General features: G+C 50.3%; 14 protein-coding genes. 10 read left to right on the top strand and 4 right to left on the bottom strand.

Annotated features, from left to right (window positions below; translation table 11 throughout):
* Window positions 1-9 precede the first annotated feature (9 nt).
* On the bottom strand, window positions 10-585 hold the full coding sequence (locus ACFSOY_RS10760) for a TetR/AcrR family transcriptional regulator (protein ID WP_386046464.1): 576 nt from the start codon (window positions 583-585) through the stop codon (window positions 10-12).
* Between the two features lie 180 nt (window positions 586-765).
* Here ACFSOY_RS10760 and ACFSOY_RS10765 point away from each other — a divergent pair, with 180 nt between their 5' ends.
* Entirely contained in the window at window positions 766-1,986 is a 1,221-nt protein-coding gene (locus tag ACFSOY_RS10765; protein WP_386046466.1) for a cytochrome P450, read from the top strand.
* 531 nt (window positions 1,987-2,517) lie between these two features.
* Here the strand turns inward: ACFSOY_RS10765 and ACFSOY_RS10770 are convergent.
* Together ACFSOY_RS10770 and ACFSOY_RS10775 are read right to left on the bottom strand one after the other, a co-directional pair.
* Window positions 2,518-3,333 carry an ABC transporter permease gene (locus ACFSOY_RS10770; RefSeq protein WP_386046468.1) on the bottom strand — a complete coding sequence of 272 codons (816 nt, stop codon included), beginning with the start codon at window positions 3,331-3,333 and terminating at the stop codon, window positions 2,518-2,520.
* The gene (locus tag ACFSOY_RS10775) at window positions 3,330-4,292 is read right to left on the bottom strand and encodes an ATP-binding cassette domain-containing protein (RefSeq protein ID WP_386046819.1); all 963 of its coding nucleotides are present in this window, start codon (window positions 4,290-4,292) and stop codon (window positions 3,330-3,332) included. The genes ACFSOY_RS10770 and ACFSOY_RS10775 overlap by 4 nt, the downstream gene beginning before the upstream one ends.
* 454 nt (window positions 4,293-4,746) lie before the next feature.
* Here ACFSOY_RS10775 and ACFSOY_RS10780 point away from each other — a divergent pair, with 454 nt between their 5' ends.
* The 4 genes from ACFSOY_RS10780 to ACFSOY_RS10795 are packed head-to-tail and all read left to right on the top strand — an operon-like array spanning window position 4,747 to window position 8,371.
* Window positions 4,747-5,118 carry a hypothetical protein gene (locus ACFSOY_RS10780; RefSeq protein ID WP_386046470.1) on the top strand — a complete coding sequence of 124 codons (372 nt, stop codon included), beginning with the start codon at window positions 4,747-4,749 and terminating at the stop codon, window positions 5,116-5,118.
* 32 nt (window positions 5,119-5,150) lie between these two features.
* On the top strand, window positions 5,151-6,353 hold the full coding sequence (locus ACFSOY_RS10785; RefSeq protein ID WP_386046472.1) for an ABC transporter permease: 1,203 nt from the start codon (window positions 5,151-5,153) through the stop codon (window positions 6,351-6,353).
* Between the two features lie 15 nt (window positions 6,354-6,368).
* Complete coding sequence (locus tag ACFSOY_RS10790) at window positions 6,369-7,646, top strand: ABC transporter permease (RefSeq protein ID WP_386046473.1); 1,278 nt, start codon at window positions 6,369-6,371, stop codon at window positions 7,644-7,646.
* Complete coding sequence (locus tag ACFSOY_RS10795) at window positions 7,646-8,371, top strand: ABC transporter ATP-binding protein (protein ID WP_386046475.1); 726 nt, start codon at window positions 7,646-7,648, stop codon at window positions 8,369-8,371. The genes ACFSOY_RS10790 and ACFSOY_RS10795 overlap by 1 nt, the downstream gene beginning before the upstream one ends.
* A gap of 565 nt (window positions 8,372-8,936) precedes the next feature.
* Here the strand turns inward: ACFSOY_RS10795 and ACFSOY_RS10800 are convergent.
* Window positions 8,937-9,812: a LysR family transcriptional regulator gene (locus ACFSOY_RS10800; protein WP_386046476.1), complete on the bottom strand. Its 876-nt coding sequence runs from the start codon at window positions 9,810-9,812 to the stop codon at window positions 8,937-8,939.
* A 137-nt stretch (window positions 9,813-9,949) separates the two neighbouring features.
* On the opposite strand from ACFSOY_RS10800, the gene ACFSOY_RS10805 reads away from it, so the two are divergent.
* The 5 genes from ACFSOY_RS10805 to ACFSOY_RS10825 all read left to right on the top strand — a co-directional run bounded on the left by ACFSOY_RS10805 (window position 9,950) and on the right by ACFSOY_RS10825 (window position 14,054).
* Window positions 9,950-10,540: a DJ-1/PfpI family protein gene (locus ACFSOY_RS10805; RefSeq protein ID WP_386046478.1), complete on the top strand. Its 591-nt coding sequence runs from the start codon at window positions 9,950-9,952 to the stop codon at window positions 10,538-10,540.
* 258 nt (window positions 10,541-10,798) lie between these two features.
* Window positions 10,799-11,608 (top strand): alpha/beta fold hydrolase, encoded by an 810-nt coding sequence (locus ACFSOY_RS10810; protein ID WP_386046480.1) that lies wholly within the window; start codon window positions 10,799-10,801, stop codon window positions 11,606-11,608.
* A gap of 145 nt (window positions 11,609-11,753) precedes the next feature.
* Complete coding sequence (locus ACFSOY_RS10815; RefSeq protein WP_386046482.1) at window positions 11,754-12,248, top strand: hypothetical protein; 495 nt, start codon at window positions 11,754-11,756, stop codon at window positions 12,246-12,248.
* 52 nt (window positions 12,249-12,300) lie between these two features.
* Window positions 12,301-13,191 (top strand): ABC transporter ATP-binding protein, encoded by an 891-nt coding sequence (locus tag ACFSOY_RS10820; protein WP_386046483.1) that lies wholly within the window; start codon window positions 12,301-12,303, stop codon window positions 13,189-13,191.
* Window positions 13,188-14,054 carry an ABC transporter permease gene (locus ACFSOY_RS10825; RefSeq protein ID WP_386046485.1) on the top strand — a complete coding sequence of 289 codons (867 nt, stop codon included), beginning with the start codon at window positions 13,188-13,190 and terminating at the stop codon, window positions 14,052-14,054. Before ACFSOY_RS10820 ends, ACFSOY_RS10825 begins: the two co-directional genes overlap by 4 nt.
* Window positions 14,055-14,347 lie beyond the last annotated feature (293 nt).

Here is a 14,347-nt window from a genome sequence, read left to right on the forward strand (position 1 = left end):
CCTGTTCGCTCAGCGCAATGCCTGAGCTGTCGAGCGCATTAAACTCATCAGTTGCGTCGCCATGTACTTGGTCGAATATTTCATGTCATTTCGCAACCACCACGCCACCATGCCCGTATAGGCTGCCGAAACATAATGCAGAAAAAAATCGAACGGCACCTCCCTTTCCCCCTGTGGGAGCAGAATGTCTTTAAATTTTGAAAGCGCGCTTCGCATGACTTTTTCCAAATAGAACTGAAAGTGTGGGAAACCCTGCTCACTGAGCATCACCCGGTAGAAATCGCAGTGCTGGGCAAAATGTTCGAACATCCGCACCAGCGTCTGCCGCGAGTCCTCTTCCTGAAAAGTTTGCTCATGCCCTTCGAAACAGCCCACCAACTGTTCAAAGACTTCTCTTCCTGTCTGCCGCAATAAATCCTCCTTGTCCCGGTAATGCTTGTAGAACGTCGAGCGGTTGACAGTCGCCCGCTCGGTAATATCGCGAACTGTGAGGCGCTCGTAGCCTTTTTCCGCGATCAAAGAAACCAATGCTTCGCGCAAAAGCTGGCGGGATCGTTTGATGCGGGCATCGAGTTTTGCTTCCATGAAGGTCATCCTCCTCACGAGACATATTGATTGTGTCGTTTATTCCGTCATTATGGAACAGATCCCCACAAAGCGTCTGATATCCGACAGTTTTTGGAAATTTGTTGGTTGTAGTTCAAAACATAAAACATATAATAACAATTAATAATATACCAATTTTTATAACAAAGGAGGATACTTATGGAAAACAAACAAATGCTGCAAACTCGTGGGGCTATCTACGTCCCACCGATCGAGGAGTTCAACACCGAGGAGAAGCGGGCCAATCCTTTCCCCATCTTGAAAGAACTTCGTGAAAACACTCCTTTGCGCTACGAGGAATCGACCGGAATGTGGGATGTGTTCCTCTACGAGGATTGCATCCGCATCTTAAAAGACCCCAAGACGTTCTCCTCCAACTTCAAGCGGGACAACCGAAATGTGGAGAACATCATCAGCGTCGATCCGCCACGTCATCAAGAGTTCCGCGAGCTGGTCAACGGTGTGTTCACCCCGAAGGCGGTGGCCGACCTCGCGCCGCGCATTCAGGAGATTCTCGACTTGTTGCTGGATCAGGTGATCGATCATGACCGAATCAACACCGTCTTTGATGTTTCCGCTCCGCTGCCGGTCATGGTGATCGCCGAGCTGCTCGGTGTCCCGGTCACCGACCGACTGTACTTCAAGGAGCTCTCCGACACGCTGGTCACCGGGGTTGAAGATGATTCGGAGGTGACCTACCAACGCGTCTTGTCCAAGCGCGAACATGCTCGCCAAACTTTGAATGACTACTTCCTCCACCACTTGAACCAGCGCAAAAAACAGCCTACAGCCGACCTGACCTCGAAGCTCTGGTATACGAACGCCGAAAAGCAGGTGCTCGACGAAGAGCAAATCTTAGGTTTCCTGACCACCCTGCTCGTCGCAGGTCACGAGACGACGACCAACCTGATCGCGGCGATGGTGCGCGTGCTCTGCGAACAACCGCAGTTTCAGGACCGTCTGCGCAGCGAGCCGAACCTGATCTCAGGCTTTGTGGAAGAGACCCTGCGCTATTACCCTTCCGTCCCTCGCGTGACCCGCCGCGCGACCACAGATGTGGAGATTCGCGGTCAGGTGATCAGGGAAGGTCAGCTGATCCAAGTTTGGACAGCTTCGGCAAACCGCGATGCGGCGAAGTTCGAGCATCCTGATCTGTTCGACCCAACCCGTCAACCGAACGCACATATCACGTTCGGCTTTGGCAACCACTTCTGCCTCGGAGCGCCGCTGGCCAGACTTGAGGCTCAGATTGCCCTGGGGACAATCGTGAAACGCCTCGGCAACATTCGCCTCGTCGAAGGAGCCAAGATCGAGCCAACGCCATTCCCCTTGTTCACGGCGGTCAAAGAGTACCCGATCACTTTTGAAGCGCTCCGCTAAAAGAAGAAAGGATCAGGCGTGAGCGGCCTGATCCTTTCTTTTCGCTTCGTGTATTATTTTTTTCAATCGAATCTAAAGGTTGTGCATCCCTCAATTGTTTCTCCTATGATAGAATACAACCAGCACAATTGTATAGGCTCCTCAAGGGTGGTCGGCTCATCCCCTGACGAAAGGGGGTGAGATCGGTATGACGGAATTCCAGTCGCTCACTGTGATGATTGCGTTCGGCGCTTTGGTCGCCTCGATCATTTTCGGTTTGCTCACTGTTTTCATCGCCATACTCAAACTACTAAAAAAGAAGTAGACCTCCCTTGAGCTTCGACGGCTAAGGAGGTCTCTTCCGCAGTTTTCATGAGCCAACACCCTTTTGGGGTATCAGTTGTGCAAATGGCCGTAGGTGTTGACAGCACCTATGGTCACTTTTTATTTTATGCAAGTTCTGTAAGTTGATTCTAACATATGAGCACAGATCGCTTCAAGCGAGACCTGCTGTAGACCCACCTTACGAAAGCTGTGAAAAGCGCATCCCGTCTACGTCCGGCGCATATAGGCGCGCACCGTGAGCGGTGCGAAGACCGCCACGATCACCGCCGCACCGATCAGGGTGATCGCAACATCCGTGCCGATCGTGCCGTGATTGGCAAGATCTCGGACGGCAGACACGAGATGGGAGATCGGGTTGATGTTCACAAACCACTGCAGCCAGTTGGGCATCGTCTCGACCGGTACGAACGCGTTGGAGAGAAAGGTGAGCGGAAACAGCACGATCATCGAGATCCCTTGTACGCTTGAAGCGGTGCGCGCAATCACGCCGAAAAAGGCGAAGATCCAGCTGATGGCCCAGGAGCACACGATGACGAGCAGCGCGGCGATGGCCACATTCGCCAAGCCCCCTTCCGGCCGATAGCCCATGATATACCCCATGACTAGGGTGAGCACAGTCGCGATCGCATAGCGGATCGTGTCGGCGAGCAGGGCTCCAGCCAAAGGGGCGATTCGCGCGATCGGCAGTGACTTGAACCGGTCAAATACGCCCTTTTCCATATCCTCACGCAGTTGGACGCCGGTGACGATCGAGGTGGTGATCACAGTCTGCACGAGGATGCCCGGAATGATGATCGGCAGATAACTTTGCACGTCTCCGGAGATGGCACCGCCAAAGATGTAGGTGAACATCAGCGTGAAGATGATCGGCTGAAACGTCACGTCAAACAGTTGCTCGGGGGTGCGCCTGATCTTCAGCAGACCCCGATAGGCCATCGTCAACGAGTTGCGAACCGACTGGCCGAAGCTCGTATAATTTTTCAGCGGGCGAGCTGTCCCCCGCTTCATGGATGTGCTGCTCATACTCTTACCCCCTCTGCTCGGTTCGATGTTTCAGACTCTGATGGCGTGCTCTCCTGTACGCCTTGGCCGGTGATGGTCAGAAATACTTCATCGAGAGTCGGCTTCTGCACGCTGATCTCGGCCAGCGAGATACCGCGTGTACGAAGAGCGATCAGCAGGTCGGTGACCAGGTCTGCGTCCGCCATCGGCGCAGTGATCCTCCCCGCTTCTGCCGACACGTTAGAGCGGGCCTTCAGCACCTGTTCGACGATCTGGCGAGCATCTTCGGTGTCCTGTGAGCGCTGGACTCTCAAATGCAGTGACGAGGTGCCGACCGATGCTTTCAGTTCGTCCACCGTCCCCTCTGCGACGACCCGCCCGCGATCGATCACTGCGATGCGGTCTGCCAGTTGATCCGCTTCATCGAGGTACTGCGTCGTGAGCAGTACGGTCGACCCTGTCTTCACCAATCGGCGGATCGTCTCCCACATCTGCGCACGGGTGCGCGGGTCCAACCCGGTCGTCGGTTCGTCCAAAAAGATCAGCGGTGGCTGTGCGATGAGGCTTGCCGCCAAATCCAGTCGGCGGCGCATGCCACCGGAGAAATTTTTCAACGGGCGTTTTGCCGCTTCGGTCAAGCCGAATTCCTCCAGCAACTCGGCCGCCTTGCGCCGTGACTCCGCACGCCCCAGCCCCAGCAAACGCGAGAAGATGACCAGATTTTCGGTAGCGCTCAACGACTCGTCAACCGACGCGTACTGGCCGGTCACCCCGATCAATTGGCGCACGATCTGCGGCTCTTTCACCACATCGTACCCGAAGATGCGCGCCGATCCTGCATCCAGACGAAGCAATGTTGCCAGCATCCGAATCGTGGTGGTCTTGCCCGCTCCGTTCGGTCCCAGCACGCCGTAGATCGAACCGGCGCGGACGTTTAAATCCACGCCATCCACCGCACGATTGTCGCCAAAAGTTTTCATCAGTCCACAAGCTTCAACAGCCCATTCACAATTGTCTAGCGCTGTTTGTCTGTGTTTACTCTCCACCATAACTCCTCCTTTTGTACCGATTGCATGGGATGATATCTAACCGATCTCTCTGATGAACTGTGTAAGGAACGATGACTGTACCCGCCCTGTTTGCGTATTCTCTTACATTGTAAGGAATGCCGAGCGGCTATTATACCACCCGCAGAACGAATTCCTTCTCAGTCTCTAGGCGGAGGAGCCTGTTTGGGTTATGGATGTGGTCTTTTTTCGAGTAGGGATTGGTGAAAAAGAACATCCGCAATTTCTTCCTCGCTTAACAATACCAATCGAGTTCCATTACAGTAAATATTTGGTTGACAACCTATTTCATATTCCAGTATTATGTAATTGACCGTCGGTTGATTTTACTTATACACAAGAAAATGAACTAAGGAGAGGGTTATCTATGCGCAAAAAAACCATCGCATCCATGGCGCTTGCATTCGCAATCGTAGGAACTAGCTCAGCCGCTTTTGCAGAAACCCACACGGACACCATGACCTACAACGGAAAAACTATCAATTGCTCCTTGACAGGCGATTTCCGTTGGACTGGTCTTGATTACGGAAAGGCAAGAACCGAATGGAGCAGCACCAACAACATCAACAAAGTCTACGTGTATCTGATTGGCGATTCAGTATCTAAGTCGGACACCGGCTACACTTGGGCTGAAGCAAATGTTGAGGAAGAGTCCGTATGGGACTTTAACAGCACACACAAACTTCTAGACGGTACTGGTACTAATACGCTGGTTTCCAGACAATTGTCTGACTGGTAGGACACAAAGAACGCTATAAAGAGTGATCGATGATGATCACTCTTTATAGCGTCTTCCCATTCATTGAAACAGAGAAGGTGATCGATTTGCGACACAGATCCATGCAGATAATCAGACGTCAATTTATATCTTATCCCGCCCCGACAATTTTCCTGATGATCGGTTTTGTGATCTCTTTCCTGCTCATTTCGTTTGGCACCAGCAGCTTTGTTCAACTGAAAAATATGACTGAAACTCGAAATAACAACGTCCCTCCACATGGGATCGCTTTGAGTCTTTCCATTGGAGAAGGGAACTTCCAATTCGACAAATGGCTTGACTCATTGAATCGATTAGAGAACGATACAGGATTGATCTTTACAGGATTGAAAGGGTTTCTCGATGATGCAGATTCCAAAGAGAAGGTCTCATTACGAGCCGAATGGTTCAAATCGGATTTGAACTGGAAGTATATCCTGATGGAGGGACGCTATTACAGCCCGAAAGAAGTCATGAGCGCTCAGCCGGTAGTGCTGCTCGGCAAAAACCTCCAGAAACTCTCAATTCGCGAGGGGTCCCGAGATGTCGTCATGGTTTCAGGGAGAAAGTACGAAGTCATCGGCATTCTTGGGAAAAAGAACGAAAAGACAAATTGGGATAACACGATCGTCATGCCTGTAACCGCCTTGCCAGAAACGACAATCGGTTCGATCGAATCTTCCCGCGCGATCAGCATGATTCTGCATAAAGAAAGCAAACTGCCGATGAAAGAGTTGTCACTGTTGGAGGACGATCTCAAGCGTGCATACAGCGGCAGTCAAATTCAGGCGGAAGAAGTTCAAAAAGAGTTGGACTATATGAGCACGGCGTTGGCCAATCCCGATTTTGTCCAAGTGCTGTCCGTTCTTGTGTATGTGCTTGCTTTGATCAATTCGGTGAATGTAACGTCCTTTTGGATGAACGAAAGAAAATATGAAATTGGGGTGCGAAAGGCGTTTGGTCATACGAACTTCACGATCATGAAACTTCTCATGGCAGAAATGCTATTGCTGATCTCGATCAGCGCTGTTGGAGGAATCGGCATTCATCTGGCGCTCGACATGGGGGTCGGGTCGATTGCAGAGTATACGACGCAATTTTATCTGGAGAACATCATCGTAGCCGTGATCTTCGTGGCGCTAAGCACATTTCTAACAGCCATCATTCCTGCCCTGAAATGCATAAAGCTTCAGCCGATTGAAGCTTTGAAGAAATAGTATGGAGGAACCAGTATGCAAGCGCTAAAGATCATCTTTAAATCGCTGTTCAAAAAAAAGATCGCCAGCTTGCTGATCCTGTTGCAGCTGACAATCTCGTTATATATGCTAATCACTTCCGTCATTCAGATGAACTCGACCAATTTTCAGGAGAACCAATTTGAGAAACATTTCAACAAAGACATGAATACAATGGTTCATTTGACCATTCAGAGCAATGACGATTCGAAGCAATACACCAAGTCCTACTTTGATTTGCAAACTTTCATAAGTAACATGCCTGAAGTAAACGCGATCGGCGCGTACGATTTGACCAACACTTCCTTTAAAGAACTGGAGACAGATGCAGCCTTCCTACAGTTGAGGAAAAACATTACTGCGGGGACTTTTAAGGAGCGATTTCCCCAAGCTGTGGAATTTCTCAACGTGGAAGCCGGAGCTTCTAAGATCATAGAGTTGAAGGTGTCGGAGGGCAGAAGCTTTGTCACTTCTGACTTCGAACGCGGAACGAATGTCGCAATTCCGTTGTTGTCCGGGGCTGCATACAAAGAGATTCTTCAGATCGGCACAATTCTGACTGACAGCAACACTCAACAAAAGTATCAGGTTGTTGGCTTTCTGGCAGATAACAGCCGATGGTTCTCAGACAGCAATTATATTCGACTTCCTTTCATCGAGTTGGATGATAAGTTTGTCGCGCCCTTCTCCTATTTAGAGGAAGATGCCATGTGGCTTCACTCCCGCTCTGACAAACTGTTTTATGAGCTCAAAGACACCCAAGACTTTGAGACGGTAAAAAATGCGATCACGGTCAAGGCAAAAGCGTTAAATCTCCCGGTCCAGAGCATTACGGTTGCCGATGAGTTGGCAGCGTTTAAAAAGGATAATCAAAAGGAGATCACGTTTATTGTTGTGGTCAGCAGTGTTTTAGGCTTGATGACACTCTTTGGTCTCGTCTCAGTCATGCTGTCGACGATCGTGGCTCGAAAACGGGAATTTGGTATCCGGATCATGGTCGGTACGACCATGCGATATATCCAATTGCTGATCTGGGGTGAAATTTTTGTTTTGACAACCCTGTCATCGCTGATCGCAACCCTCATTCTCTATTTCCAAAAGAAAAATGACCAACAAGAATGGGCAGGAGTTGTCAATGAAATGAATGATGTGACGATCGAGGTTATGCTGTCGGCGGTGGCCATCGCCTTTGTTTTCAGTCTCCTCGCATCGTTCATCCCGATCATGCGTTTGCGAAAACTGCAACCAAGGGAAATGGTAGGAGGAATCGACTAATGAGTTTGATCGAGTTGAACAATGTCTCCAAATTCTACGGAAGAGATGAATCGAGGACGGTTGCGCTTGAATCCATCCAAATGAAGGTGGAGGTTGGTGACTTTATTTCGATCATGGGGCCTTCGGGATCGGGCAAATCGACGTTGTTAAACATTCTCGGGTGCATGGATGTACCATCTGTGGGGGAGTATCTCCTGAAAGGCCGCTCGCTGAAAGGCGTGGATCACAAAGAACTGAGTCACATCCGCAACAAGGTGATCAGCTTTGTGTTTCAACATTTTGCATTGCTGAAAAACTACTCGGTGTACGAAAATGTGGAACTTCCGTTACTGAACAGAAAGTTATCGACGAAAGAGAAGCGGGAGAAGATCTTCACACAGTTGGAAAAGCTCGGTATCAATAAGTTGTACAAAAAACACCCGACGCAGCTCTCCGGTGGTCAGCAGCAACGTGTTGCGATCGCCAGAGCGTTGGTCAGTGATGCCGAGATCATTCTCGCTGATGAGCCTACTGGAGCACTCGATCAGAAAACAGGCAGGGAACTGCTCGAGTTGCTAAGTTCGATCAATGAAAATGAAAGAAAAACGATTATCGTCGTTACACATGACGACAAGGTCGCACAATATACCAGGCGGATCATCTCGATCAATGATGGAAGAATAGCTGCGGATGTTGCCAACACCGAAAATCCTCAAGATGTTTTCAAAAATACCTCCAACTTGTAGTGTGAGAGTCTGTCAATAGGTTTGTGTAAACCTGTACAAGTGGTGCTCCTTATCGCAAATGGAGATCGACAAGATCAGGAAAGTGGCTAGCAAGCAATGGAAGGATTGTCCCCAGTTTTGTAACCGTAACGCTCACTTTCGAAAGATATCCATACCTCGCCAAGCAGAGCATCTTGAACAGTGATTCGTCATTGGGAAAGATGCTTTTGCCTTTGGTAGTCTTACTCAATTGTTGGTGCACTTATTTTGCATGTCGTGTTTGGTATAGCCCCAAAGTGTCGTCCAGCTCAGCTTCCGGTATCTCCTGTAGAGTTTGAGCCTACAGGTCTTTCAGCATATCTTATAGATCCTAGACATCTGCCATCTTGTTCTCTTTGTTGAATTGTCGCAACGGTTGTTTAGAAACCAGTTTTTTATCCATGGGATGTTCTCCATTCTGTTAGACTGATTTGATTCTTTCCGGCTGGTTTCGGGATTTACACAAAATATTTTGCAGACTCTTTCCTGAAGTCGCACCTGCGCTGTTGCTTCCACAGATGTTGTATCCCGCGCCCCACACAATCGACTAGACCGATTCCAACAGGTATTCGATAAACTTCCGATGTGCGGGCGACATCCATTTCTTCTTATGATAAACAGCCTGCGCGTAGAAGAGGGGCTGGCCTTCCTTCGCACTCAACGTTTTTACCTTCTGCTCACGCACTAATGCCTCCACGCTAATCGACGGTATCAAGCTGATGCCCAGCCCGCTTACGACGCTCTGCTTGATCGCCTCCATGCTGGAAAACTCCAACCTGTTCGATGTGTCAATTCCCTTCCTCAAGAGATACGCCTCAAAAAACCGCCGTAACGAGCACTCTTTCCCGCTAAAAACGATGCACTCTCCGCTCACCTGCTCGACTTCGGTGATGGCAAGACTCGCTCCACCGATAAAGACTAACGGTTCTTCTGCAATGACTTCCACTGTGAGGTTGGGATCTTCGACTTTTGGTTCTAACACGATCGCAATATCGAGTTCGCCAGCATGGACTCGCCCGCGCAAATTGATGCAGTCGTCGTTGATCAACGAGATATTCACTTCAGGATAGCTCTGGATATACTTGGACAGGATCGGCCCAAGCGTATAGATCGTCATCGTTTCGGATGCCCCGATTCGAAGATCGCCTTTGATCTGATCGTCCTCAGCAGACATCGCTTGAATCTTCGAATAGGTGGTTAGTAGCTCCTCTGCATAGGGGTACAGCGCTTGTCCAAAGGCGGTCAATTCAATTTTCTTCCCCAACCGATCAAACAGGGGAGCTTTCATCTCCGCTTCTAGCTGTTGGATATGCGCTGTGACTGTGGCTTGGGAATATTGCAAGGTTTGGGCAGCTTTTGTAAAACTCTTCTGATCCACGACCGTCTTGAATGTTTTCAACTGGCGGATTTCGATTGCTGGCACCTCCACTCTGTGGTTTTGTTATCAGATTTTCTGAAGATATCGATTGGATATTTCATTTTTACTGAATAGGATTTTTATTATACCATCTTGGTAGTGCCGGCACCGCATCATCTCAAACCATTTGGGAGGTTGATCAAATGAAAAAAGTCTGCTTGCTATTGCCCAACGGCTTTGAAGCTGTGGAAGCCAGCGTATTTACAGATGTGCTCGGATGGAACAAGGAAGAGGGCGACGGCTCGACCGAACTGGTCACCGTGGGCACCCGTGAAAAATTGCGCTGTACGTTCGGTTTCACTGTACTCCCTGACCTGTTGCTATCTGAGGTCAAGGCGGACGATTTTGATGCGCTAGCTTTGCCAGGCGGATTTGAAACAGCAGGTTTTTATGAAGATGCCTATCGGGAAGATGTGCTCGAATTGATCCGAGCATTCGATGCCCAGGGAAAAGTGATCGCCTCGATCTGTGTCGGCGCATTGGTGCTTGGCAAGAGCGGAGTGTTGCAAGGTAGACTGGCGACCACCTACAATCTAAACGATCGACACCGACAGAAACAGCTGGCGGAGATGGGCGTGAATGTCCTTCCAGATCGGCCGATCGTCATCGACAAAAACATCATCACCTCTTACAACCCTTCAACCGCCTTCGAAGTGGCGTTCACCCTGCTGGAGTTCCTCACTTCCAAAGAAAATGCGGATCAGGTCAGAAGGCTCATGGGGTTTCTTGAATGATAAAAAATGCCGACCATCGAGCGATGTGGTCGGCATTTTTCATTCCCCAGCGAATCGGTGCTCAAGCAACCGTGACAACCAACAGCGCGATCTAGTTTCCAGCAAGCGATCTTCACCAGATGAGAAAACGACCCTCCACGATCTCCTGTGCGAACCTGATGACCTCGGTGCGAAACCGGGGTCATTTTTTAGGCAGTCACCTAATCCTCCTCATGCGAGTACCCTGTGAAAAGAGACTTTACGACAAGAGGTGAAAGCATGGGGTACTACGTGCGGGTGGAACCGAACGTAAACATTTATGTGGAAGATGTTGACCCTGGAGGTGGGAAGCCCATTTTGTTTCTGCACGGATGGCCGGCCAACCATAAGCTGTTCGAGTACCAGTTCAATGTGCTGCCAGCGAAGGGATTCCGCTGCATCGGCTGGGATATGCGGGGATTTGGCAAATCGGATCGGCCGTGGACGGGCTACCATTACGACCGGCTGGCAGATGATGTTCGGGGTGTTGTCGAAGCGCTTGGACTGCAAGATTTTACATTGGCAGGCCACTCTGTCGGTGGCGCGATTGCCACTCGGTACATGGGTCGTCATCACGGGTATGGCGTCTCCAAACTCGCCCTGATCGCAGCCGCAGCCCCCAGTGTCACGCAGCGTCCAGTTTTCCCCCACGGGTTGCCTGCCGAAGAGGTGAGCAAACTGATTCGGGCGACGTATGCAGACCGTCCCCAAATGCTGCAGGATTTCACCAACCTGTTCTTCTTCCAGAACCTGACGCAGCCGTTTGCCGATTGGTTTTTTCAACTAGGAGTCGAGGCAGCCGGTCATGCCACGGCGAAAGTTGCCACCTCCTTTCGGGATGAGAGCACATTTGCCGATCTCGGCAAAATAAACGTTCCCACTCTGATCATGCACGGGATTCATGACAAGATCTGTTTGCCTCAACTAGCCCTCGCCTTACATCGGGCGATTCGCAACTCTAAGCTTTTGTGGTTCCAATACAGCGGACATGGGCTGTTCTGGGAAGAGCGCAACAAGTTCAACGAGGAACTGGAGAAGTTTATCAACTAACAAACTGATCCGACCTGAAGCGGAGCCAATTTGCTTGGCTCCATTTTCTGAATTTTTACATCAATTATTAAATAGAAACTTGTTATTCAAAAGAAAATGTGATACATTAGATGTGGGTTTACAAATAAAAAGGAGGTATGTTAAATTGAAAAAGAAGATGGTACTGGCAGCGCTCGTTGGTGCAATGACTTTAGCAGGTGCAGGTTCTGTTTCGGCAGCTTCGGTCGATTTTGAGAAAACCGGAACAGGCGCAGAAGGCTATGTGGCAGCGGTTGAGAATACCGACCTTGTGACGATCCAAGACTGGGTCTACACTCGCGGCTACAGCAAAAGCTATCAAAACCTCTACGGCATCACCGTAGCCACTCAAACCACGAACACGCAGTGGCGCGCGAACGATGCGAAGACACAAAACCTCGCATCCGGTTCGCTGTGGCAGGATAACTGGGCGACGATCGCCTATGGCTACAAGGATGAAACCAACGCTTGGAACTATTTCTATTCCAACGTTGGACAGGCCAAGCAATCGGTCAAGTTTGAATCGGGGATTCCGACTCCGTGGGGCCATGTAGGCGGATCTAACTTCACTTCGACGATCGTGACGAATGTCTCCCCCGATGGCTCGACCACTGCGTATTAATTCGCAACGGCAGCATCGATCCACGCTATTTTGAGAAAAGAGGGATATTTGTATGATCCGTATCCAGTCGCTGACAAAGCGATACGGTCAACATCTTGCGCTCGACCATTTGACCGTGTCGATTCAGCCAGGGGATTTGTACGGCCTGATCGGGCCCAACGGGTCCGGCAAGTCCACCACTTTGCGCATTCTTACTTCATTGATCCAAGCGGACAGCGGGACCGTACAGATTATGGGTCAACATCCTTCGAAAGTATTGGGGAAGATGGGGATACTCTTTGAGTATCCTCATCTCTATCCCTACTTGAGCGGATGGGACCACCTTGTGTTATGGGGAAGTACGAATCAGCGTCCGTCAAAATCGCAAGTCTCCGAAATCGCCGAGCGAATCGGTCTGCAGGCGAGCATTCGGCGCCCGGTGAAAAAGTATTCGCTCGGCATGAAACAGCGACTTTTGATCGGGGCGATCCTGTTGCGCAACCCGCAAGTCTATTTGCTCGATGAGCCGACCACCGGTCTCGACCAGGAGGCCATTCATTATTTGCATCACCTGCTGAAGGAAGAGGCGGCGCGAAACAAGACGGTGCTGATCACTTCGCACACACTTTCCGACCTGCAAGGTGTTGTGAACCGCATCGGCATTCTCGCGCGCGGCAAGCTGGTCGTCGATGAGCGCCTTGACAACCTGTTGCACGCAAAAGATCAGTACAGCATCACATTTGCCGCAGGAAAAATGGAACAGGCGATCAATTTTCTGCACCAACATCCGCACGTTCGCGTCTTAAAGCATACGGGGCTAACTGCGAACATCTATTTGGAACAAATGGAGATGGAAGCTTTGCTTCAGGCACTCTACCAAGTCCAACTCATCCCAATCGAATTCAAACGCCATTCATATACATTGGAAGACATCTACACTTTGCATACGGGAGGGTCAGCATGAACCTGATTCGCAATGAGCTGCTCAAACAGCGCAAGCATGTGTTCACCCTGCTTGGATTCGGCTTGCTGCTGCTCCTGATCGTCTATTCGTTCAGCTCGACGTTCGATCAGTATGCAACGACGCAAGAGAGATTTGATCAATTTGTTCAACAAGAAGAAGCAAAAGGCAATCATGTGGCACCTTTACAAGCGGACGATCCGCTGTTGTTGATGAAGGCGGTGCTCAGCACGGAGAATGCGCTCTCTTGGTCGATGCTCATCCTCTCCACATTGGGGCCGATCGTGGCCTGCATCATCGGTTCGCTGTTGATCGGGAACGAGTATCGATTTGGCACGGTGCGCTATCTGCTCACCCACGGTGCTTCGCGCACCAATGTGCTGCTGTCCAAAGTGGCGGTGCTGATGCTGATCTTGGGTGGCATGATCTTGTTGCTCTGCATCGCGGGCGTCGTGACGGTGATGGTGATCGACATGCTCTACGGAATGTCGTTCGCGATGCCTGCCGGACCGCTGATCCTCGAATTTCTCGTCACCTTCCTCGGCCTGTTCTTGTGGGGCTTGGTCGGCTTTTCGATCGCCTTGTTTTTCCGCAATCCGCTGCCAGGAGTGGCGCTCGGGATCGGTTGGCCAATCTTAGAGGCTGCTGTGCTCGATCGATTTGGGATCAGAGACATGCTGCCGCTGTGGAATCAAAAAGCGTTGCTCGCCCACACGTTTGAACGGCTTGGAACGGTTGGTCCGGCTGGATTCCCGGTGCTTCCAGAGTATCCTGATATCATGCAAGCGCTGCTGATCACTCTGGTTTACGTGGGAATTCTGATCGCCAGCAGCCAAGCGGTTTTTCAGAGACAACAGATTTCATAATCAAAGCTGCCGACCATCAAGATGCATGGTCGGCAGCTTTTTTTAAAATCCAGCATCGATGAGCGAAGTTTTTCATCGTCTCTCGTTATCAATCATCCTCTCGATTCTCTTGCTGATGCAATCGTCGAAGGATCGGGCTCAAGAGGCAACTGCTCCCCCAGATAAGAGGGCGCAATTGGGATCGTTCCTCGTCGCGGCTTGCTTGCCGGTCGTAACGACGAGCATTGGATCGACATAATCGACATAAAAAAATAGATCGCCTCATCGTTGGTAGCTTCGGCGATCAATTGCGC

The organism is Tumebacillus lipolyticus, from assembly GCF_042682745.1.
Taxonomy (GTDB): Bacteria; Bacillota; Bacilli; order Tumebacillales; family Tumebacillaceae; genus Tumebacillus_A; species Tumebacillus_A lipolyticus.

Bases quoted from the DNA above. Each gene is read 5' to 3' on its own strand.
- ACFSOY_RS10760 (WP_386046464.1), bottom strand. From the start codon at position 585: ATGGAAGCAAAACTCGATGCCCGCATCAAACGATCCCGCCAGCTTTTG.
- ACFSOY_RS10765 (WP_386046466.1), top strand. From the start codon at position 766: ATGGAAAACAAACAAATGCTGCAAACTCGTGGGGCTATCTACGTCCCA.
- ACFSOY_RS10770 (WP_386046468.1), bottom strand. From the start codon at position 3,333: ATGAGCAGCACATCCATGAAGCGGGGGACAGCTCGCCCGCTGAAAAAT.
- ACFSOY_RS10775 (WP_386046819.1), bottom strand. From the start codon at position 4,292: ATGAAAACTTTTGGCGACAATCGTGCGGTGGATGGCGTGGATTTAAAC.
- ACFSOY_RS10780 (WP_386046470.1), top strand. From the start codon at position 4,747: ATGCGCAAAAAAACCATCGCATCCATGGCGCTTGCATTCGCAATCGTA.
- ACFSOY_RS10785 (WP_386046472.1), top strand. From the start codon at position 5,151: ATGATCACTCTTTATAGCGTCTTCCCATTCATTGAAACAGAGAAGGTG.
- ACFSOY_RS10790 (WP_386046473.1), top strand. From the start codon at position 6,369: ATGCAAGCGCTAAAGATCATCTTTAAATCGCTGTTCAAAAAAAAGATC.
- ACFSOY_RS10795 (WP_386046475.1), top strand. From the start codon at position 7,646: ATGAGTTTGATCGAGTTGAACAATGTCTCCAAATTCTACGGAAGAGAT.
- ACFSOY_RS10805 (WP_386046478.1), top strand. From the start codon at position 9,950: ATGAAAAAAGTCTGCTTGCTATTGCCCAACGGCTTTGAAGCTGTGGAA.
- ACFSOY_RS10810 (WP_386046480.1), top strand. From the start codon at position 10,799: ATGGGGTACTACGTGCGGGTGGAACCGAACGTAAACATTTATGTGGAA.
- ACFSOY_RS10820 (WP_386046483.1), top strand. From the start codon at position 12,301: ATGATCCGTATCCAGTCGCTGACAAAGCGATACGGTCAACATCTTGCG.
- ACFSOY_RS10825 (WP_386046485.1), top strand. From the start codon at position 13,188: ATGAACCTGATTCGCAATGAGCTGCTCAAACAGCGCAAGCATGTGTTC.